The sequence below is a fragment of the Pilosibacter sp. NGB245 genome (assembly GCF_057397225.1).
Genome location: NZ_CM171584.1, coordinates 1,404,894 through 1,426,642 on the forward strand (window position 1 = coordinate 1,404,894; position 21,749 = coordinate 1,426,642).

A 21,749-nucleotide genomic window follows, 5' to 3' on the forward strand; every position below is an offset into this window, starting at 1 on the left:
CCAGAAAATTCCGATGGAACTTCCCGGTAAACAAAAAGGTACTGCGTGCCTAAGATACGCACTCGCGTGAAGATGAATGGTGTTGCAAGTGATTACGCGTGATACGAAATGTCTACGAGTATAAGTTTTGTGTTAATGAGAAAATTCCCCATATAAATGATATTGAAAATCATTCTCATATAATCTATTGAGAAAACACCATTGAATTGCTATAATGTGCTAGCATTCAAATTGAATTGAACATACGAGGAGGATAAAAGGTGAAAGGTATTCGAAAAAATGGATTCAAGGGAGTGGCGGTAGCCGCTGCATTATCTATGACGATGACGACCATGGTGTCTCCGGCAGCGACTGCGATCCCGACAGGAAGATGGGAGCAGTCGATGCAGACAGGAGCATGGAAATACAGAAGTGTTACAGGTGAATATGCCGCAGACCAGTGGCTTTTTGAGAACGGGAAATGGTATCGCTTCGACAAAGACGGAAATATGATCACCGGATGGTATCAGAATCCGGTGACAAAGGACTGGTACTATCTGTGGGCGAACGGAAGTATGGCAACCGGCTGGGTTCCGGTTGGTGGCCGCTGGTATTATCTGAGTGTGTCCGGTGAAATGGCACATGACGGTACGACACCGGATGGCTACAAGGTAAATGCGAACGGTGCTTGGGTTGATGCAAACGGAAAAGAGTATGATGCACCGGGTGGTGAGCAGAAGACATCCGGAAAAAGATCCGGTGGAAGTGATGGATCTTCGGACAGCGATTCAGGAAGCAGTTCCGGCGGGAATTCCTCCAACAGTGGAAATACAGGCAACAATGGAAGCAGTTCTGAAAATGGCGGAAGCACCGATATCGGTGGGGACAATTCAGGTAATAACGGAAGCACGGACAATAGTGGAAATAATTCCGGAAACAACGGAAACGCAGGCGATAGCGGAAACAATTCCGGAAATAATGAAAATACAGGGGACAATGGAAACAATTCCGGCAGCAATGAAAAACCGGGAGACGGCGGAAATGATTCTGGAAATGAGGAAACTCCGGAGACAAAAACTCTTGTTGTAGAGAGCCAGACAAAGCTGGTGGATCTCGGATGGAGCCAGTATGTGACGGTTGCATTTGCAAAAGGCTACTCCCTGGATGACTGCACACTCACAGTCGATGGAACCGATGTGACATCTGCGTTCACAAAAGTAGATCGTGACGGAACCATTGCAAAATGGGAGATTACAAACTTAAACCCGGCGGTTCTTGCCGTGACAGGAAAAGATGGAGAAACACAGATCATCCGTCTGAGCGAAAATGAGAATCCGGAAGCACCGGAAGTTCGCGAAAATACAGCACCGGCTGCCTTTCTGGCACATGGATCTGTATATGTGTGGGATTATCATCTTGATAACTATGATGAGAACGGAAATATCAGACGGAAACCGGAGACAACGACCTTTGATCTCGGAGAGGAAAAGAGCGGGATCCGTTACTATGCACCGGCAGCAGAGCTGACAGAGGACAAGAGTAATCTGTATGGCGTCGGCGGACAGGCTGTCGTAATGTTTAACTATACGGAAGAGGTGGACAAACAGTGGTTTGATGAGATCACAAAAGTAGCACTGGTATCTGGAAATGGTTACAACAATACGATCAACGGTGATCTCCGATATGAGAAGAAGCTGGGAGAGCATTACGGAAATACGGTTGGACAGATCATTGTACCGCTGGGCCAGTCGAATTTCTACTCGAACGGTTCTTATTACCTGCGCATCACCTCCGGCGGAAAGAATACACTGATCCCGATCGAGGTTGTAAACGGAACGGCTCCGAGCATGGTCTTAAAAGAGGCTGGAGCGATTACAAGCGGAAAGAATATTCACTTTGAAGTGAAGAACATGACTTATGGAATCGAGATTCCGGTCAGCAAGGTGGAACTTACAGATCCGCATGGAAATACGACCGAATTGGAGAAGATCCGTGACTGGTATCTGATCGGAAACACGTTTGTCCTTTACAATGATGAGAATGCAGAAAACGGACGCAACAATATTCCGGAAGCAGGAAAATATACGATCACTGTACATTCTACCGGATTTAAGGATATGAGCTACACATTTACCGTGAGCACAGGTGCAGCTGCGCAGAACAGTGTAGTTACAGAAGATGTCTATGGAATTGATGCGATGTCCAGCGCATCCATCAGCGGCGGAAGCACAAGTGGAAGCGGAAATGCAGCAGAAGGCGGAAGCACGACGATGTCCGCAGACCTGATGTTCGATGCGGATCTGCTCACGAACGCACTTCTCCTTCAGAATATCGGAGTGAAAAATGAATCTGCCCAGGCAATCGCGGATCGTTGGAATTACGATATGAGCGGTTGGGATGCGGTGATCGGGGAAGATGGGACAACATTCTATTCCTTTGCAAAATACCGTGATGCAGTTGAGAAAGCGAAAAATGAGAACGGGGAATATTTAAGCTTTGCAGACTATATTGCAGATGAGAGCGCAGCAGAAACCCTGAATCGCCCGTATGCGGTAAAATATGTGCTTGAAGATAATCGCCTCGGTGAGACGATGATGAGCGGATCCTATCTTGGAAAGACTGCACCAAAGCTTGTTCTGGTCGATGAGAATGGCGATCAGGTCAATGAAATTTCGGAAGGACAGGATGTCCGGATCATGTCGGATGATACCGCGTACTTAAAGAATGTTGTTGAAAACGGAAAAATCTATCTGAATGGCAATTCCTATCAGGCGGTTGATCAGGGGCTTTACAGACTGGAAGACAATATTCTTGTTCTTGACAGCTCACTCTTTGCAGTCGATAAAGACAATAAAGTGACCATCAAAGTTGACGGGTATGAGGATAAAGTATTCAATATTGCGATTGCAAAGGATCTCAAAGATGTAGCACTGGAAGCTGGCGGTGATTTCAAGACCGGAGCAGAAGTGACGATCACCAACACGGCGGATGAGACCGGTGATATCTGGAAGAATCTCCAGAGCATTGTGCTTACAAGACCGGACGGAACGAAAAAGACACTTTCTCCGGATGGACAGGAGAGCCTTTTCGAAAAGATCGGATATACGATCAATGGAGCAAGCCTGTTACTCGGAAAAGATCTCTTTAAAGAGGCTGGCGAGTACAGTGTGGAGATCTCGGCGCAGTATTATGGCGTGGAGACGGTTGAGTTTGAGATCACAAAGAAAGAGGAAGAAAAAGGAGACGATGATGGTCGGTTAAAAGAGGCTCCGACGGTAAGTGACACAGATTATTTCTTTGGCAGTTATACGATTGCAGTGGGAATGGGAAATGATGATTGGATGAAGGCAATCACAGGTGTCACAGTAAATGGAGAAACATACGAAAAAGGATATTATAGGGATAATACATACTCGTTGTCAACGACAGATGGAAAGATTTCTCTTGATAAAGCCGGATTCACAAAAAACGAGAATGTTGTTGTAATCAGTGCGGAAGGATATGAAGATCTGGAAGTAATTCTCGATCAGAAGGGAAATCTCGTAGAGAAAGCACCGGAGGAGTCAGAGGAAAAGCCTGCTCCACTTGTGGGTGACACAGACTATTTCTTTGGCAGCTATACGATTACAGTGGGAATGGGAAATGATGATTGGATGAAGGCAATCACAGGTGTCACGGTAAACGGAGAAGCATACGAAAAAGGATATTATAGAGATAATACATATTCTTTGGCCACGACAGACGGAAAGATTTCCCTTGATAAAGCTGGATTTATAGAAAATGAGAATGTTGTTGTAATCAGCGCAGAAGGATATGAAGATCTGGAAGTAGTACTGGATAAAAATGGCAAACAGGTCATCGAGAAAGCATCTACTATGGCAATCGAACTTCCGGAAATGATCGTGAATACAGAACCTATTGAGGAAGAGAAGCCGGCTGTTTCGGAAGAGATTTCCGGGAAAGACTCTGAACTTTCTGAAAAGGAAATTTCCGGTGATGAGACTAAGGAGGAAGACAGCGAAGAAAGCACCGAAGACGCAGAAGATATCGAAAACTCCGGAGATGCAGAAGAGGCGGAAACAGAAAACGAAACAGAAACAGCAGCAGAGTCTGAGCCGAACACAGAGGATGCAGCAGAAGAAAATGTACTGGAAGAGGCAGCAGAGCTGTAAAGAAAATACTCAGATACGGGTAGAAAAAAAGCCTGCTGGATGAAAAAAGAAAAGTCCTACGGAAGTAAGATTGAACTGCACCCCATTTGTTAGACAGTATGGTATACTATCTAACAAGTGGGGTGTTTTGTTATGCCAAAAGGAGTACCAAACAAACGATATACGCCGGAATTCAAAAAACTGGTGATTGAAACTATGCAGGAAGAGAAATTAAGTTACAGCGAAACCTGTCGTAGATTTGAGGTAAACAGCAGAGATCGAATCAAATCATGGGAGCGAATCTATCTGGAGGAAGGGCCGGAAGGCTTTGCCGTCGAACGGCGTGGCCGCAGCAGTAAGGGTCGTCCGCCAAAGCAGCTGCCGAAGCAGGTAGAAGAAGATCTGCTGGCCGAAGTGCAGCGACTGCGTGCGGAGAACGATTACCTAAAAAATTTGCAAGCCTTGGTTTTGGAAGACGAGCGACACCAGCACAAAAAACGCTGGTAGTTCAGAAGCTAAGGCAAAAACACGCACTCAGTATTCTGCTCTCAATCGCTCAACTGCCCCGTGCAACTTTCTACTATCATTTGAAGCAGATGCAGAAAGAAGACAAATATGCATCTGTTAAGGAAGAAATCACAACGATTTACCATGAAAACAGGGGTCGATACGGCTATCGCCGGATCACGGCAGAACTTCGCAAGCGTACATTCTCTGTGAACCACAAGACTGTCCAGCGGCTTATGAAAGAGTTGGGCTTAGTTTGCCGTGTCAGGATGAAGAAGTATCGCTCTTATAAGGGAGAAGTGGGCAAAATCGCACCAAATCTGCTAAATCGGGATTTCCATGCCGAAAAGCCGAATCAGAAATGGGTCACGGATGTGACGGAGTTCAGCCTGTTTGGAGAGAAGCTCTACCTGTCCCCGATTCTCGATCTGCACAGCAGCGATCTGGTCAGTTACACCATATCGGATCATCCTGTACTCAGCATGGTAACCACCATGCTGGACGAGGCGTTTGCAAAGATCCCGGCCGGAACACGCCTGATTCTCCACTCTGATCAGGGTTGGCAATATCAACACAAGCAGTACCAGCGGATGCTTCGCGAGAAGGGGATCCGACAGAGCATGAGCCGCAAGGGAAACTGTCTGGACAATGCTGTGATAGAAAATTTCTTCGGACTGCTCAAAAGTGAACTGTTATATCTGCAAGAATTTCAATCCATGGAACACTTCAAACAGGAACTGATCGAATATCTGGATTACTACAACAACCGCAGGATCAAGGCAAAGCTAAAGGGCTTGCCGCCTGCAATTCACAGACAGCAAGCCCTTTCGGCTGCTTGAACAATTTTTACTTCAAAATATTGTCTAACTTTTGGGGGTCACTTCAGATCCGGAGGACTTTTCTTTTTTATAACAAATGCCGGAGCATGTCATGATCCAAACAGATAAGACTTTTGATCTTTAACTGAGTCAGGGACATCCTTTGCTTCTGCTGCGTAAAGGAATAAGCAAATACTGAAGGCTGACTGCGAATATTCTTTGACAACAGGGACACAGATTTTCGCTTTACCAGAACAGGAGTGCAAATTTACTTCGCCTGATAATGCTTCCGTCTCCGCGCCTTCGTATACTCCTTCAGTACATGAAAACATGTCTCGATCTCCTCATCGGAACAGGTTTCGCGGAGATAGTCGAGCGTCTGTCCAAAGACATTCATATCGTATTCGGTGTGGGCGCTGTGAAGCTGGATCCCCTGTTCGGTGGCATGGTAGAGCTGCTTTTTGTTATTACCGGGTTCGGTCGTCCAGGAGATCAGACCTTTCTGTTCCATGCGTTTTAACATCTGGGAGATCGCCGGCTTGGTGCGGTCCCATTCGCGGGAGAGCTCGGTGACTGTTTTTCCCGGATGATCGATGATATATTTTAACATATGGACTTCCACGGAGGTGTATTTTGTCCCGGTCCCATAGTCGATCGGGAGATTGGAGGCCATGTAGAGCATGGAGGCCTGGTGGAGGATATCTGCCATCTCGGCAGTCCGGTTCGGTTTTTCGGTCATATTGTGTGTCTGTCCTTCATCTTAATTTGCGCATTACATCAATCTATGCTATCATTACTATATCAAAAAAGAATGCAAAATTCTATATGAAGTTTTACGACAGCTGTTGCTTTCGTTACTTTTTGCGGGTGGGAATTTTCAGAACTGAAAATTCCGTATAATACCGTTGTGGTCGCGAATTTTGCCGATTCGGAATGCGAAGCATTGGCAAAATCCCGTTGAAACGTATGGACAGCCAGAAGAACGTGGCTTCATTGGGATTGACAAATCATGCCATATGGATTAAGATACAAAAAGAAGTTAATAAGCTTAACAAAAATAGCAAACATATAAATTCCGGTCGGAGATACATTTGACCATACAACTTATGGATTGGAGGAACAGGGAATATGAAGATCACAAAAGTATGGGCGGTTTATTTCAGCCCGACAGGAAACGCGAAAAAGGTCGTCACAACGATGGCGAAGCGGGCGGCAGAGTGCCTGGGTGTGCCGATGGGAACGGTTGACTTTACACTTCCGGAAAACAGGGAAGGTGTTGTAAGTTTTGATAAGGAAGACCTTGCATTCTTCAGCACTCCGGTCTATGCGGGCCGTATCCCGAACAAGATGCTCCCGTATGTGCAGACTGCGTTTGAGGGAAACGGGGCGCTTGCGGTAGCGGTTTCTGTGTTCGGAAACAGAAATTTTGACAATGGTCTGATCGAGCTCCGGAATGAGCTTGAGGCACACGGCTTCCATACAGTTGCGGGAGCAGGAATTCCGACGGAACATGTTTTCAGCAGCAAGCTTGCAACGGGACGTCCGGATGCGGATGATCTTGTGAAGATCGCAGAGTTTGGTGAGAAGGTGGCAGAAAAGGTTTCTGGATTGACTGAGATCCCGGAAAAGATCGCGGTCCGCGGAGATGATCCGGTCGGGGCATATTATACACCACTTGGAACTGATGGAAAACCGGCGGTATTCTTAAAGGCAAAACCGAAGACGGACCCGGAGAAGTGCACGAAATGCGGAATCTGCGCGACTGTCTGTCCGATGGGATCGATCCCGAAGGACGCGCCGGATACCTGTACCGGAATCTGCATCAAGTGCCAGGCCTGCATCAAGGCATGTCCGACCGGAGCAAAATATTTTGATGATGCAGCATTCTTATCCCATGTGGAGATGTTGAAACAGAATTATACGAGACGCGCGGAGGCAGAGTGGTTTATCTGAGAAAAAAGGTGAAAATACATTCAAATTTTTATGAAGAGTATTTGCACTGCATATCAATATCGGATATACTATAAAAAAGGAGATGATTCGATGTTGACGGATAGGATGAAAGATGAACTGATTCAGGGATTACGTGATATTTTTGCGAATAACATTGAAGCAATTATCCTATATGGATCTGTTGCAAGGAATGAAAGCACGCCGGAAAGTGATATTGATATAGCGGTTATCGTGAAAAAAGGTATGGATATTGAAACGAAAGATCGGTTTATTTGCTGGGCTGCAGATATGGATCTGCGTTATGATCGCGTTTTTTCTATTGTTGATATTGAAAAAGAAAATCTGCAGAAATGGGGGAAAATCCTTCCGTTCTATCAAAATGTCCAGAAGGAGGGAATTGTTCTTTGGAAGGCAGCCTGAAGGAATTAGCCGGATACCGGATGGATCGTGCAAAGGAAATGCTGGTTGCAGCAAGAGAAAATCTTGAGATTGGACAGTACAAAACATCGTTGAACCGATCCTATTATGCGATTTTCCATGCGATGCGTGCGATGAATATTTTAAAAGGTTTTGATTCATCAAAGCATTCGGGAGTTATTGCTTTTTTAATAAGGAGTATCTTAAAGAAAATATTCTCGATAGGAATTTATCTATCGTAATAAAGAACAGTGCATTTTTAAGAGAAAAATCGGACTATGATGACTTTTATATTGCAAGTAAACAAGAAGCGGAGAAGCAATTGGAAGAAGCAGAACGATTTCTTGATGCAGTGGAAATAGCAATGAATAAAATGAAATAATTTCTGTATCATCTGCAGGGAGTGGACAAGTCACTCCCTGCTTTTTTCGTTTAACAGGAAATTTCGATGGAACTTCCTGTTAAACAAAAAGAAAACCTCTGCATATGAGAATGTTTCCCATCTATGCGGAATGATTGACAGAAAAACTGGAACTCGCGAAGCGTGTTTTCACTTGTTGAGATCGTGTCGAAAATCAAGATGAAGTCCGCCAGCCGGAGCGTGTTCCCGGGATTATCAGTGTGAGACCGGACACCTCCGATACAGCTGTTATGCCGCACTCCTTCCCGGAACTGGCAGCTTCATAAAAAGATTATAGGACGCATAGAGCAAAAATGCAAGATTATCGATGCATTGGACAGGAAATACTAAAAAATAAGATTCTCCAGCGTTACTGCGGCAAAATCCCGCTACAGTGCGCGGGAATGGAGTGACCGTGTACTGTAACTCTCCAGTTTTTCAAAGTACGGCGCAAACAGTTCCTTTTCGTACGCGTATCCTGCCATGAACACGCAGTCCATAAAGAGTCTTGTGATTTCCGGATCTTCCTGATCGGCAAGGATCCGTGTCCATTCCGTCCTGGCCTGTTTGCTGAGCTTTTTGAGGAGCCTGTTCCGCTCCTCAAAGAGACCGTCGTCGGTCCTGTTTAAGTCCTCCGGCAGGAAGTCCGCAGTCCGTCCGCAGGGAGACGGGCAGGCGGCACAGTCGGGGGCGATGATGGCTTTCTGCTCGTGTATCTGCGAGATGAGATCGTTCGCAGCGGAAGCGGAGAGTGTGTTTCCTGGCATTGCAGCGGCCAGGGAGGCGAAGAGGACCGGGGCAGTTCCTGCCGGGATCTCCTTTGCTTCTGTGGCGCGGGCAAGACCGATGAGGGCGCAGATGACTGCATCCTGTTCCGGGGTACGGCCGGGCGGAGTCTGTGAAGTTGATATTGACATAAGATGTTTCCTTTATAATGATTGTAATGTTACTGTACACGAGTAGGAATTTTCTGGACTGAAAATTCTGTACGCTACAGTTGCGGCAGCCGATTTTGCTGATTCAGGATGTGAAACATCGGCAAAATCCAGTTACTTCAGGATCCGTCCATCCGTCCCGATCGTGTAGACCTGCCACGGAATGAACTTTCCGCTCGCCATCAGGGCATTCTTTACAGCAGCTTCGATCCCGCCGCAGCACGGAACTTCCATGCGGACAACGGTCACACTCTGGATCTCGTTGTTTTTGATGATCTCGGTGAGCTTTTCTGAGTAGTCTACGGAATCAAGTTTCGGACATCCGATGAGTGTTACATGACCGTCGATGAAATCGTTGTGGAAATTTCCGTATGCGTAAGCAGTGCAGTCTGCGGCAACGAGGAGCTTCGCACCGTCAAAATACGGGGCGCGGACCGGGGCAAGCTTAATCTGGACCGGCCACTGGGAGAGTCTGCTCTCCATGGAGACCGGTGTGGAGTGCCCCGGGATCGCTGCACTGTGGGATGCCGCAGCGTGGGAGATCGTGCGGCTCATGGAACCCGGACATCCGGTAAATTCCGGCTTTGGGGCCGGGGCATCAGAAGGCGCCAGGGAAGCAGCCTTTCTCGCGGCCATATGTGCTAAGACAGCCTCATGGTCGTAAGCGGCAGCCTCACGTTCCTCAAAGCTGATCGCATCCGCCGGACAGGCCGGAAGACAGTTTCCAAGTCCATCACAGTAATCGTCGCGGATCAGCTTTGCTTTTCCGTCGATCATTGCGATCGCACCTTCCTGGCAGGCAGCCGCACATGCGCCGCAGCCGTTGCATTTCTTTTCATCAATTTTTACGATGGTTCTTTTCATAATGGTTTCCCCTTTCAGATTTTCGTATCATGCCGGAATGCGGACAAACATTCAGCCGCATTTCCGGTTATTATTCGTGGTATCGATTTGTGGTAACTTTGTGTCATGGATTGACTTTCGTGGGGTAAGTATACTACAATAACATAAAAATGTATGTTGTATTTCCAACGAAAACGTTTGAAGTGCGGAGATTTATGACGGAAAAATTTTGTTGCAAGTTCACTTGCATAAGAAATTTTTCCGCCATAAATCTCCATAGGGCGGACGCCCGAAGCTTCTTGTTTTCATGAAATGAAAACAAGAAGACCGCACGTGGCAAGAGAACCACACCTGACCAAAAGCTTGCCTCCACAAAAAAGGAGCTTCCCATGTTCACAAACGAAACAATCCCGGATTCCCCGCTCTTTGCAGGAATCCAGCCCGAAGAAAAGGAGAGCATCTTAAAGTGTCTCTCCGCAGTAGAAAAAAAATATGAAAAAGGCGACGCTGTCTTTCTCGCAGGGACCGAGATCCATTCGATGGGCTTTGTACTCTCGGGCAGTGTCGAGATCTCCAGAGATGATTTCTGGGGAAACCGTCAGGTCCTTGGACATGCGGGGAGCGGGGAACTCTTCGGTGAGGCCTATGCCTGCATGCCGGGGGAAGCTCTGATGGTGAACGTGGAGGCGGCGGAGAAAAGCCGGATCCTGTTCCTGAATGTCAGGAAGATCTTGAATGTCTGCACACCGGCCTGTTCCCACCACAATCGCCTGATCCACAATCTTCTATATATTATGGCGAAGAAAAATCTCATGCTGACGAGAAAGATCGATCACATGGGACAGCGGTCCATCCGGGAAAAGGTGATGGCGTATCTCTCCTTCGAATCGGAGAGACAGAAAAAGCAGACGTTTACGATCCCCTACAACCGTCAGCAGCTCGCCGATTACCTTGCGGTGGACCGAAGTGCCTTGTCTGCGGAACTTTCCAGGATGAAAAAGGACGGGCTGATCCGGTTTGAGAAGAACTGTTTTCAGTTATAGTATGATATCAGGGTCAAAAGGTCAGAAATCCGATGCAGACCGATCGGCAGGAGAAAAAGTCTGCCCGGCATTAGAAGAATAGACGAAAGGAAAAACTGTCCGGCCGGACAATGCCAGATCATGCGGGCATGAGAGTACCGACCGGTGACAGCCGCAAAAAACATGATGACAAACAGAGATGAGATCGAGGAGCGCAGACTCCGGCGGGAACAGAACCGGAGAAGACGAAGAAAACAGGAGCGGATCCGCCGTATGATCTTAGGGGGTCTGGCGGCCGTGGTCGTGATCGCCGTGATCACGACAGCGGTGCTCGTGACGAAGAAACTTACCGGGAGAAAACAGGTGAACCCGGCAGATGTAAAGGTGCCGGAGTATGTAAAAGTGGATCTTCTGACTCCGAATAAGTATTCCAGACCGCAGACTCCTCTGGAGAAAGTAAACGGGATCGTGGTCCATTACGTTGCGAATCCCTGCAGCACCGCGCTGGAGAACCGGAACTATTTTGAAGGTCTGAAAGATCAGACGGGTTCGAAGACGACATCAGCCAGCAGCCATTTTGTGATCGGACTTGAGGGAGAAGTGGTACAGTGTATTCCGCTCGATGAGGTCGCCTACGCCTCCAACAACAGGAACAGCGACACGATCTCCATCGAGTGCTGTCATCCGGACGAGACCGGAAAATTTTATGACAGTACATATCAGACGCTGGTGAATCTGTGCGCGTACCTCTGTGTTGAGTTTGATCTGAAGCCGGACGATATCATCCGTCATTATGATGTGACGGGCAAGATCTGTCCGAAGTATTTTGTGGACCATCCGGAAGAATGGGAAACATTTCACAAAGATGTAAAAAATGCGATCAGAATCCTGAAAAAATAATGGGACAATCACTAAAAATCCGAAATTCATTTTGAATTCTTTACCTAAAATTTACAAATATTATATTTAGAATTGAAAAAATACTGTGCTCTATGATATGATGGAGCACAGGGAGAAAATCCGTCGGAAGAAGTCGAAAACGGCGGCATTTTGCCCGCTGCTCGCGAAACTCCGGGCGGCGACAAAAGAGAATGGAGAAGACATTATGAATATCGGATATCTGGAAAGTATCTTCAGTTTCCTGGGCGGTCTCGGTATGTTCCTGTACGGCATGAGCATTATGGGCGACGGCATGCAGAAATCGGCCGGAAGTAAGCTGAACAAGTTCCTGAGAATGGTGACGGACAACCGGCTCCTTGCGGTCGGACTTGGCGCCCTGATCACCGCGATCCTGCACAGCAGCGGAGCGACAACTGTCATGGTCGTCGGCTTTGTAAATGCCGGGATCCTGAATCTGACCCAGGCGGTCGGCGTCATCATGGGCGCGAACATCGGTACGACGATCACCGCATGGATGGTTTCCTTAAACTCTCTCGGTGATGCGATGAAAGTGTTGCAGCCGTCCTTCTTTGCACCGCTTGTTGTTGCAATCGGTTCTTTCTGTCTGATGTTTTCAAAGAAGAAGAAAGAAAGTCTGGTCGGTGAGGTCTGTATCGGTGTCGGACTCCTGTTTGTGGGACTGACGTTTATGTCAAGTTCCGTCGCTCCGTACACGGATGCTCCGATCTTTGCGAAGGCATTTGCGGTTCTCGGAAGAAATCCGATCCTGGGAATCATGGTCGGAGCGCTTGTAACTGCGATCATCCAGAGCTCCACCGCCTCTGTCGGAATTCTTCAGACGCTGGCGGCAAGCGGAGTCGTGACAACGAACGCTGCGATCTATATCACACTCGGACAGAATATCGGTTCCTGTCTGACTGCGATCTTATCGAGTGCAGGCGCAAGCCGGAATGCGAAGCGCGCTTCGGTGATCCACCTGACGTTCAACAGTTTCGGTGCGATCGTCTTCGGGATCGGAATGTATGTGATCTCCATGATGCGCCCGGATATTGCTCAGGGAAGTATCAATGCGTTGCAGATCTCGATCTTCCACACGTTTTTCAACCTGACGAACACCCTGCTGCTATTCCCGTTTGCAAAACAGCTCGTTGCGTTCTCCGGTCTGATCGTGCGTGAGACAGAGGAGGACGAGAAGAAAGAGGAGAAAAAGGAAGACGAGCTTCCGGTTCTCGACGAACGTATCTTCAAGTCTCCGACATTTGCACTGGAAGTCGGCGTGATGGAAGTTGTTCATATGGGTAAGATGGCGCTTGCAAATTTAAAACTTGCAACGAGTGTTCTTGTCGAGGGAAAGTATGAACATCTGGATGAGGTCTTTAAGAATGAGACAGAGATCGATATTTTAAATAAGAAGCTGACCGAATATCTCATCAAGGTCAACAATCTCTCTTTAAACGAGAAGCAGAAGGTGCAGGTCAGCAATCTGTTTTACAGCATCAGCGACTTAGAGCGCGTTGGCGACCATGCGGAAAACCTCGCAGAGGCAGCTCAGTATCTGAAGGAACATCAGCTTGCTTTTTCTGAGACGGGTATCGAGGACCTTAAAGAAATCTCCGTAGCGGCCATCGGTGCGGTGGATCATGCAGTCGCAGCCAGAAATGATGGCAATATGGAAGATATCCGACAGGTCAGCAAGCTCGAGGACCGCGTGGATACTCTGGAAGAAGAGATGCGCGACAAGCATATCGAACGCCTCTCCAAGAACGAGTGCAACCCGTCCGCAGGCGTTGTATTCCTGGATATCTTAAGCAACCTGGAACGTATCTCTGACCATGCTTACAATGTGGCCGGATATGTGAAAGATGAGCTGTAAGAGTGGAATAACTTTGATAAGATCAGGATCCTGTATACAGATCCCGGTGAACGTACCGGTTGTATACGGGATCTTTTTTATTTAACAGAACTTCCTGTTAAATAAAAAGGCACTGCGTGCCTAAGATGCGCACTCGCGCGAAGATGAAGATTGTCGCAAGCGACCGCGCGAGACGCCGAATGTGCCGAAGCACATTCTTTTTATGATTTTTACCTTGCCAGTTTTTCTTAACTCCCGTATAATAAAGACATCAGACAACTTGAAATAAATGTGGGGAAAATATATGGAAACAAAGAAAAAAGAAGACCGGAAACTCCTGGGAAGCCAGATCGAAGACCGGATCCTGGAGTATATAGAAAAGAAACCGCTGGCGGTGGGGGACCGTCTGCCAAACGAGTTTGAACTTGCGGAAATGTTCGAGGTGGGGCGAAGTACGATCCGTGAGGCGGTGAAGGGCCTGGTGACAAAAGGGGTCCTTCAGGTGAGAAGAGGCGCCGGAACTTATGTGCAAAGCCTGACACCGGTCGAGGATGATCCGCTGGGACTTACCGCAAAACTTCACGATAAATTTAAGCTGGCGCTTGATCTCTTCGATGTCCGCCTGATCCTGGAGCCGGAGATCGCGGCGAAGGCTGCTGTCTATGCGACGGATGAGGATATCGAGACTCTAAAAAGGCTGTGTAAGGAGACGGAGGAACTCTATCTCGCGGACAAGGACCATATGCCGAAGGACATCGAGTTCCATACCTGGATCGCCCGCTGCAGCAAAAACCAGGTCATGGAATCCCTGATCCCGATCATCAATTCGGGGATCAATACGTTCGTGAACCTGACAAGACGTGCGCTGCGGACGGAGACGATCGTGACTCACCGCGCGATCACGGAGGCGATCGCTTCCCACGATTCCACGGGGGCGCGATGCGCGATGGTGATGCACCTGACGTATAACCGACAGGAGCTTTTAAGACGGCGGACGGCCTACGAGCAGATGGGAGACGAGGCGTGACTTTTCACGGGTAGGAATTTTCAGAACTGAAAATTCCGTATGATACTGTTGTGGTCGCGGATTTTGCCGATTCGGAATGCGAAGCATCAGCAAAATCCCGTTACAGTGCGCGGGCATGGAGTGCCCGTGTACTGTAACGATGAGGCGGCAAAATCGGGACAGAATGCAGCAGATTGTTTAGGAAAATAAAAAATCAGGGACAGGTACATCTACACCGGAATCATCAGTCTGATGATTCCGTCAGGGAAATGACCGGATCATGGTGATAATGGAATAAACAGCAGGATTGCAGGGGAAAATAATGCACAATTTTCCCCTGCTTTTTTTGTGCGAAAAAGAGAAAAACCAAAATACATCAGACATGTATTGCAAAAAGTACAGAAAAATGTTAGATTATGCACATAGACATAAGACATCAGACGAATACAAAAAATAAGCGCCGGAATCCCCGGAGATGTCTGATGAAAATGCCGGAAAGCTCCAGTACTCATCTGGTTTTCACGGTATGCATCACAAGCGCGGTCCCGTCCTGGGGTATCATGCGGATGCCGCGCGTCAAAAAACACAAATATATTGGGAGGTAAATCCACTATGTCTGAAGGAGTTGTACTCAACCCGACCCGCCTTGTCCTGGCAGCCCTGATCGGTCTGGTGATCCTGCTTGTCCTGATCATCAAGTTTAATGTTCAGGCGATGATCGCGATCCTGATCGGTGCGATCTGTATCGGACTTCTCGCGGGAATGCCGACACAGGACATTATTTCGGCAGTAAATGATGGAATTGGAAACACGTTAAAAGGAATTGCCCTGCTTGTAGGTATGGGATCCATGTTCGGTGCGATCTTAGAGGTATCGGGCGGCGCGCAGACCATCGCTGTCACGATGGTAAAGAAGTTCGGTGATGAGAAGGCCGCCTGGGCGCTCGGTATCACAGGTCTCGTGATCGCGATGCCGGTATTCTTCGATGCAGGACTGATCATTCTGATCCCGCTTGCGTTCTCACTCGCGAAGAAGACAAAGCGTTCCTCCCTTCATTATGTTATTCCGCTTCTCGCAGGACTTGCGGTCGGACATGCGTTCATTCCGCCGACACCGGGTCCGGTCCTTGTAGCGACAATGCTGAATGTAGACCTCGGCTGGGTCATCTTAGTCGGAATCTTCTGCGGAATCTTCGCGATGATCGTTGCCGGTCCGGTATGGGGATCCATCTGCGGAAAGAAATATTTTGTTCCGGTTCCGGAGAGCGTAGCGAACCAGGAAGAGATCGACGAATCCAAACTTCCGAGCTTCGGACTGATCGTTGGAATTATCCTGATCCCGTTAGTGCTGATCATCCTGGACTCCATCTGCGGTGTTGTACCGGCTCTTGCAGGTGTTGCTCCGATCTTCGAGTTCCTCGGTGAGCCGTTTGTAGCGCTTCTGATCGCGACACTTGCCGCAATGTTCGGTCTTGGATTAAGACATGGATACACGATGAAAGAGCTTGAGAAGGTCATGACAAAGTCCCTGGAGCCGACCGGTCTGATCCTTCTTGTGACAGCGTGCGGCGGCGTGCTCAGATATGTACTTCAGTATTCCGGACTCGGAGATGTGATCGGAAACGCAGTTGCGTCCATGAATCTCCCAATCGTTGTACTGGCATTCATCATTGCGGCCCTTGTCCGCATCAGCGTTGGTTCTGCAACCGTTGCGATGACCATGGCGGCCGGTATCGTTGCAGCACTTCCGGGAATCAGCGAGCTTTCCCCGTTATACCTCGCATGTACCGTAGCAGCGGTAGCAGGCGGTGCGACTGTCTGCTCCCACTTTAATGACTCCGGTTTCTGGCTGGTAAGATCCCTTGTCGGAATCGATGAGAAGACGACTTTAAAGACATGGACCATCATGGAGACATTAGTCGGCGGAACAGGATTTATCGTAGCGCTGATCATCTCATTCTTCGCGTAAGATTTTACGTTGACAGCCCGGATGAGATACACAATAATACCCACCACACAAAGAAAGAAGGAATCATCATGAAATGTCTGAAAAGCCAGGAAATGAGAAAACTTGCACCGGAGCTTGATCCGTTAAGGATCGGTACCGGCTGGAAACCGGAAGAGCTTGCAATGCCGCAGGTCATCATCGAGAGCACCGCGGGCGACAGCCATCCGGGAAGTGGACATCTCCATATTTTAGTAGATGAAGTAAAGAAAGGGATCGCAGAGGCAGGCGGCCGCGGCGCAAAGTATTTCTGCACCGATATCTGTGACGGCGAGAGCCAGGGAACAGACGGCATCAACTACAGCCTTGCAAGCCGTGAGATGATCGCAAACATGATCGAGATCCACGCGAACGCGACTCCGTTTGATGCGGGCGTTTATCTCGCAAGCTGCGATAAGGGAATGCCGGCAAACCTGATGGGATTATTCCGCGTGAATATCCCGGCAGTCGTTGTTCCGGGCGGAACCATGAACGCAGGTCCGGAGATGCTGACACTTGAGCAGCTTGGAATGTACAGCGCACAGTTCGAGCGCGGAGAGATCGATGAGAACCGTTTAAACTGGGCAAAACACAATGCATGTCCGAGCTGCGGTGCATGTTCCTTCATCGGAACTGCATCCACGATGCAGATCATGGCAGAGGCTCTCGGTCTTGCACTTCCGGGAAGTGCCCTGATGCCGGCGACAAGCCCGGATCTCTTAAACTATGCGAGAGAGGCCGGAAAACAGGCCGTAAAGCTCGCAAAGATGGACAATATGCGTCCGAGCGATATCGTGACCATGGAAAGCTTTGAGAACGCGATCCTGGTACATGCGGCAATCTCCGGAAGTACGAACTGCCTGCTCCATCTTCCGGCGATCGCCCATGAACTCGGGATCGAGATCACAGGCGACACCTTCGACAGACTCCACCGCGGTGCGAAATATCTCCTCGATATCCGCCCGGCAGGAAAGTGGCCGGCAGAGTGCTTCTACTATGCGGGCGGTGTTCCGGCGATCATGGAGGAGATCAAGGATCAGCTTCACCTGGATGTCATGACCGTGACCGGAAAGACACTCGGTGAGAACTTAAAGGAATTAAGAGAGAACGGATTTTATGAGCGCTGTGAGAAGTGGCTTCAGAAGTTCAACGAGCGCTATGGAACATCCGTGACACGCCAGGACATCATCCGTCCGGCTGACAAGGCGATCGGAACAGATGGAAGTATCGCGGTTCTCCGCGGAAACCTTGCTCCGGAAGGCGCTGTCATCAAGCATACCGCGTGCCCGAAGGAAATGTTCAAAGCAGTCCTCAAGGCGAGACCGTTCGACAGCGAGGAAGAGTGTCTCGATGCAGTCCTGAAACATAAAGTACAGAAAGGCGATGCAGTATTCATCCGCTATGAGGGCCCGAAGGGAAGCGGCATGCCGGAGATGTTCTACACATCCGAGGCGATCAGCAGCGACAAGGAACTCGGACGTTCCATCGCCCTCATCACAGACGGAAGATTCTCCGGTGCGTCCACAGGTCCGGTTATCGGACACTGCAGCCCGGAGGCGGCAGACGGCGGCCCGATCGCTCTCGTTGAGGAAGGCGATCTCATCGAGATCGATGTGATGGAGAGAAAGTTAAACATCATCGGTATCAAGGGCGAGAGAAAGACTCCGGAGGAGATCGACGCAGTCCTTGCTGAGAGAAAGAAAAACTGGAAGCCGAGAGAGCTCCGCTACAAGAGCGGTGTGCTCCGCATGTTCAGTGAGCATGCGGCAAGCCCGATGAAAGGTGCTTATCTGGAGTTTTAAAAAATATTTTCTGGAAGAGAAGATCATAAATCCTCTGCAGTGACCGAAAACTGTGTCTGCAGGGAAAAAAGGAAAGTCCGGGAACGCGGCTGCATGGAGACATGCAAAACGCGGTTCCCGGATTTTTGCTTCAGGTTTTGGAATAGGGGATTGCACGAACGAGTGTTCCTGTGGTAATATATTCATATATATGCTTCCGGTTGCGGGAGAGGTCGGGAAGGAAAGATTACGTCCGGATCTGACCGGATCCGGGAACATGAAAGGGGAACAGGATGAACAATTATGATACATTAAATCCGATGCAGAGGGAAGCTGTCTTTACCACGGAAGGTCCGCTCTTAGTGCTGGCGGGAGCCGGATCCGGAAAGACGAGAGCCCTGACGCACCGGGTTGCTTATTTAATAGAAGAAAAAGGAGTAAAACCGTGGAATATCCTCGCGATCACCTTCACGAACAAGGCGGCGGGCGAGATGCGGGAACGCGTGAACCAACTCGTGGATTTCGGTGCGGACAGCGTATGGGTCAGCACGTTCCACTCCCTCTGTGTGCGGATCTTAAGAAGATTTATCGAAAATCTCGGATATACGACAGATTTCTCGATCTACGATTCCGATGACACAAAGACGCTCATGAAGCAGATCTTCAAGGATCTGGAAGTGAACCAGAAGGTTCTAAAGGAGCGGGGCGTTCTCGGTGTGATCTCCTCCGCAAAGAATGAGATGATCTCACCGGAAGAGTTTTTGCTAAGCGCAAAGGCGGACGGCGATTCGAGACTCCAGCGGATCGGGGAACTCTACATGGAATACCAGAAACGCCTGAAAAAGAACAATGCCCTGGATTTCGATGATCTCCTCGTAAAGACGGTCGAGTTGTTCCAGGCAAAGCAGGAGGTCCTGGAGTATTATCAGGACCGCTTCCGCTATATCATGGTGGACGAGTACCAGGATACAAATACGGTGCAGTTTAAGCTGGTCAGCCTGCTTGCGGCGAAATACCGCAACATCTGTGTCGTGGGAGATGATGACCAGTCGATCTACCGATTCCGCGGCGCCAATATCAAAAATATCCTGAGTTTTGAGGAGACATTCCCGGGCGCAAAGGTGATCAAGCTGGAGCAGAATTACCGTTCCACGAAGATGATCCTGGATTCCGCGAACGAGGTGATCAAGAACAACGCCGGGCGTAAAGATAAGACACTCTGGACGGAGAACGAGGTGGGCGAGAGACCGGTATTCCGGGAGTTTGGCTCCTCCTTTGATGAGGCGGAATGGGTGGTACGGGATATTGTAAAAAAAGGCGGTCCGTGGAAGGACTACGCGATCCTCTACCGTACAAATGTCCAGTCCCGTCTGTTTGAGGAGAAATGTATCGCATATAACCTGCCGTACCGTCTTGTGGGCGGCGTGAACTTCTATCAGAGAAAAGAGATCAAGGATATCCTCTGCTACTTAAAGACGATCGCAAACGGCCGGGATGATCTGGCTGTCCAGAGGATCATCAATGTCCCGAAACGCGGGATCGGTGCGATGAGCGTTGCCCGCGTGAACATGTTCGCGATGGAGAACGACATGAGCTTCTACGAGGCGCTGGAGCGGGTTCAGGCGGTTCCGGGGATCGGAAAAGCGGCGTTAAAGATCGGCGTGTTTACGGATCAGATCGGTGAATTCCGAAAGATGCTGCGGGAAGAGAAAACGATCAAAGATGTGATCGAGGCGGTTCTTGAAAAGACCGGATACCGGGAAGAGCTGAAGGAAGAGGGCGAGGTGGAAGCCGAGTCCAGACTGGAAAATATCGAGGAATTGATCAATAAGGCTGTCTCCTACTGGGAGAGCGCGGATGAGCCGAATCTCTCTGAGTTCCTGGAAGAGGTTGCCCTGGTTGCGGATATCGACAGTATGGATGAGTCGGAGGACCGGATCATCCTTATGACGCTTCATTCTGCGAAAGGCCTGGAGTTTCCGTATGTATACCTTGTCGGAATGGAAGACGGACTTTTCCCGAGCATGATGTCGCTCATGGAGGGACCGGAGGCGTTAGAGGAAGAGCGCCGTCTCTGCTATGTCGGTATCACGAGAGCGGAGAAGCGGCTGACCCTGACGGCGGCAAAGAGCCGGATGGTGAAGGGCGAAATGCAGTATGCGAGAACGAGCCGGTTTATCAATGAGATCCCGGATGTCTGCCTGGAGCGGCCGGATCAGGACGATTCAAAGAGCGGGTGGAGGAAGACCGCGGACGCATATAAGGACCTGGCAGAGGAAGCGGGACTTCCGTGGGCGAAGAGCGCTGATGCGTCGGGAAAGGCGGAAGGCGGACATTCCGGAAGATTTAAGGACCGTCCGTCCGGTGTGAGCCTGTTCGGACAGAAGTCAGATGCATACAAGAGTCCGTATGCGTCAAAAACATCGGGAACACCGTCATCAACGCCGGCCTTCGGAAAGGCGTTTACGGTGGAAAAACCAAAGAATCTTGACTATTCCGAAGGCGACCGGGTTCATCACATGCGGTTCGGAGATGGAACCGTAAAAGCGATCACGGACGGCGGAAAAGACTTCGAGGTGACGGTCGAATTTGACCGGGAGACAGTCGGAACGAGAAAGATGTTTGCGTCGTTTGCGAAGCTGAAAAAATTTTGAGTTAGCGATTGATTTTTTCGGAGAAATCGCATATACTAGATAACAGTTAAGGAATCCAGTTATATTTCCACAACTACCCGAAAACCCCCGGAGGTGCTAGCTCCGGGGGTTTTCTCGCTCTTTACAGCGAGCTGAACTGTTCAGGCTGTCACTGTCTGTTGTTTCTGTCCAGCCATTTGCAAACATAGTAGCCAACTACACTTGCCATGACAGAAACAAGGAATCTAGTTATGTATTCCATACTACCACCTCCGTTCTGCTGGAGGTCGACAGCAACTCAATTTTACCATATTTTTGGGAAGGGCTCCATGCGTAGGATGTAGAAAAGAACAGGTGATTTTTGGTTACTTTTTGCGGATAGGAATTTTCTGAACTGAAAATTCCGCATAATGCAGTTGCGGTCGCAGATTTTGCCGATTTGGAATGCGAAGCATCGGCAAAATCCTGTTACAGGTAACAGTTTTTTCAGTTATCCTGTGGCTGGAATGAAGAGATCAAAAATTTAGGATAGTAAAAATCAGAAAAGCATGGTATACTATTAAAAAACA

At 48.9% G+C, this 21,749-nt stretch carries 16 protein-coding genes; 13 read left to right on the forward strand and 3 right to left on the reverse strand.

Features of this window, described 5'->3' with window-relative positions:
• The first annotated feature begins 260 nt into the window (after window positions 1–260).
• The 3 genes from ACXMYH_RS06435 (at window position 261) to ACXMYH_RS06445 (ending at window position 5,476) form a co-directional block, all read left to right on the forward strand.
• Entirely contained in the window at window positions 261–4,151 is a 3,891-nt protein-coding gene (locus ACXMYH_RS06435) for a hemoblobin-interacting domain-containing protein (RefSeq protein WP_486555730.1), read from the forward strand.
• A gap of 132 nt (window positions 4,152–4,283) precedes the next feature.
• Entirely contained in the window at window positions 4,284–4,637 is a 354-nt protein-coding gene (locus ACXMYH_RS06440) for a helix-turn-helix domain-containing protein (protein ID WP_118655571.1), read from the forward strand.
• A complete protein-coding gene (locus ACXMYH_RS06445; protein ID WP_118655573.1) occupies window positions 4,631–5,476 on the forward strand; it encodes an IS3 family transposase in 846 nt (281 codons plus the stop codon). The genes ACXMYH_RS06440 and ACXMYH_RS06445 overlap by 7 nt, the downstream gene beginning before the upstream one ends.
• A gap of 247 nt (window positions 5,477–5,723) precedes the next feature.
• On the opposite strand, the gene ACXMYH_RS06450 is transcribed toward ACXMYH_RS06445, so the two are convergent.
• The gene (locus tag ACXMYH_RS06450; RefSeq protein WP_118531894.1) at window positions 5,724–6,194 is read right to left on the reverse strand and encodes a MarR family transcriptional regulator; all 471 of its coding nucleotides are present in this window, start codon (window positions 6,192–6,194) and stop codon (window positions 5,724–5,726) included.
• Between the two features lie 389 nt (window positions 6,195–6,583).
• On the opposite strand from ACXMYH_RS06450, the gene ACXMYH_RS06455 reads away from it, so the two are divergent.
• The 3 genes from ACXMYH_RS06455 (at window position 6,584) to ACXMYH_RS06465 (ending at window position 8,067) form a co-directional block, all read left to right on the forward strand.
• Window positions 6,584–7,408 carry an EFR1 family ferrodoxin gene (locus tag ACXMYH_RS06455; RefSeq protein WP_118320803.1) on the forward strand — a complete coding sequence of 275 codons (825 nt, stop codon included), beginning with the start codon at window positions 6,584–6,586 and terminating at the stop codon, window positions 7,406–7,408.
• 90 nt (window positions 7,409–7,498) lie between these two features.
• Entirely contained in the window at window positions 7,499–7,828 is a 330-nt protein-coding gene (locus ACXMYH_RS06460) for a nucleotidyltransferase family protein (RefSeq protein WP_118531890.1), read from the forward strand.
• On the forward strand, window positions 7,813–8,067 hold the full coding sequence (locus tag ACXMYH_RS06465) for a HEPN domain-containing protein (protein WP_486555731.1): 255 nt from the start codon (window positions 7,813–7,815) through the stop codon (window positions 8,065–8,067). The genes ACXMYH_RS06460 and ACXMYH_RS06465 overlap by 16 nt, the downstream gene beginning before the upstream one ends.
• 547 nt (window positions 8,068–8,614) lie before the next feature.
• On the opposite strand, the gene ACXMYH_RS06470 is transcribed toward ACXMYH_RS06465, so the two are convergent.
• Together ACXMYH_RS06470 and ACXMYH_RS06475 are read right to left on the reverse strand one after the other, a co-directional pair.
• Complete coding sequence (locus ACXMYH_RS06470; protein WP_486555732.1) at window positions 8,615–9,142, reverse strand: hypothetical protein; 528 nt, start codon at window positions 9,140–9,142, stop codon at window positions 8,615–8,617.
• Between the two features lie 132 nt (window positions 9,143–9,274).
• Window positions 9,275–10,024, reverse strand: coding sequence for an ATP-binding protein (locus tag ACXMYH_RS06475; protein ID WP_118531883.1), 750 nt, complete (start codon window positions 10,022–10,024; stop codon window positions 9,275–9,277).
• Window positions 10,025–10,392: 368 nt separating this feature from the next.
• On the opposite strand from ACXMYH_RS06475, the gene ACXMYH_RS06480 reads away from it, so the two are divergent.
• The 7 genes from ACXMYH_RS06480 to ACXMYH_RS06510 all read left to right on the forward strand — a co-directional run bounded on the left by ACXMYH_RS06480 (window position 10,393) and on the right by ACXMYH_RS06510 (window position 21,201).
• Complete coding sequence (locus tag ACXMYH_RS06480; RefSeq protein ID WP_118531881.1) at window positions 10,393–11,046, forward strand: Crp/Fnr family transcriptional regulator; 654 nt, start codon at window positions 10,393–10,395, stop codon at window positions 11,044–11,046.
• Between the two features lie 162 nt (window positions 11,047–11,208).
• On the forward strand, window positions 11,209–11,925 hold the full coding sequence (locus tag ACXMYH_RS06485) for a peptidoglycan recognition protein family protein (protein WP_405579813.1): 717 nt from the start codon (window positions 11,209–11,211) through the stop codon (window positions 11,923–11,925).
• Between the two features lie 205 nt (window positions 11,926–12,130).
• Window positions 12,131–13,798, forward strand: coding sequence for a Na/Pi cotransporter family protein (locus ACXMYH_RS06490; protein ID WP_118531936.1), 1,668 nt, complete (start codon window positions 12,131–12,133; stop codon window positions 13,796–13,798).
• A gap of 283 nt (window positions 13,799–14,081) precedes the next feature.
• The gene (locus ACXMYH_RS06495; protein ID WP_118320813.1) at window positions 14,082–14,804 is read left to right on the forward strand and encodes a FadR/GntR family transcriptional regulator; all 723 of its coding nucleotides are present in this window, start codon (window positions 14,082–14,084) and stop codon (window positions 14,802–14,804) included.
• Window positions 14,805–15,395: 591 nt separating this feature from the next.
• Window positions 15,396–16,751, forward strand: a complete 1,356-nt coding sequence (locus ACXMYH_RS06500; protein ID WP_486555733.1) for a GntP family permease — start codon at window positions 15,396–15,398, stop codon at window positions 16,749–16,751.
• A 77-nt stretch (window positions 16,752–16,828) separates the two neighbouring features.
• Window positions 16,829–18,568: a dihydroxy-acid dehydratase gene (gene ilvD / locus ACXMYH_RS06505; RefSeq protein ID WP_486555852.1), complete on the forward strand. Its 1,740-nt coding sequence runs from the start codon at window positions 16,829–16,831 to the stop codon at window positions 18,566–18,568.
• Between the two features lie 272 nt (window positions 18,569–18,840).
• Complete coding sequence (locus ACXMYH_RS06510; RefSeq protein WP_486555734.1) at window positions 18,841–21,201, forward strand: ATP-dependent helicase; 2,361 nt, start codon at window positions 18,841–18,843, stop codon at window positions 21,199–21,201.
• Window positions 21,202–21,749: the final 548 nt, after the last annotated feature.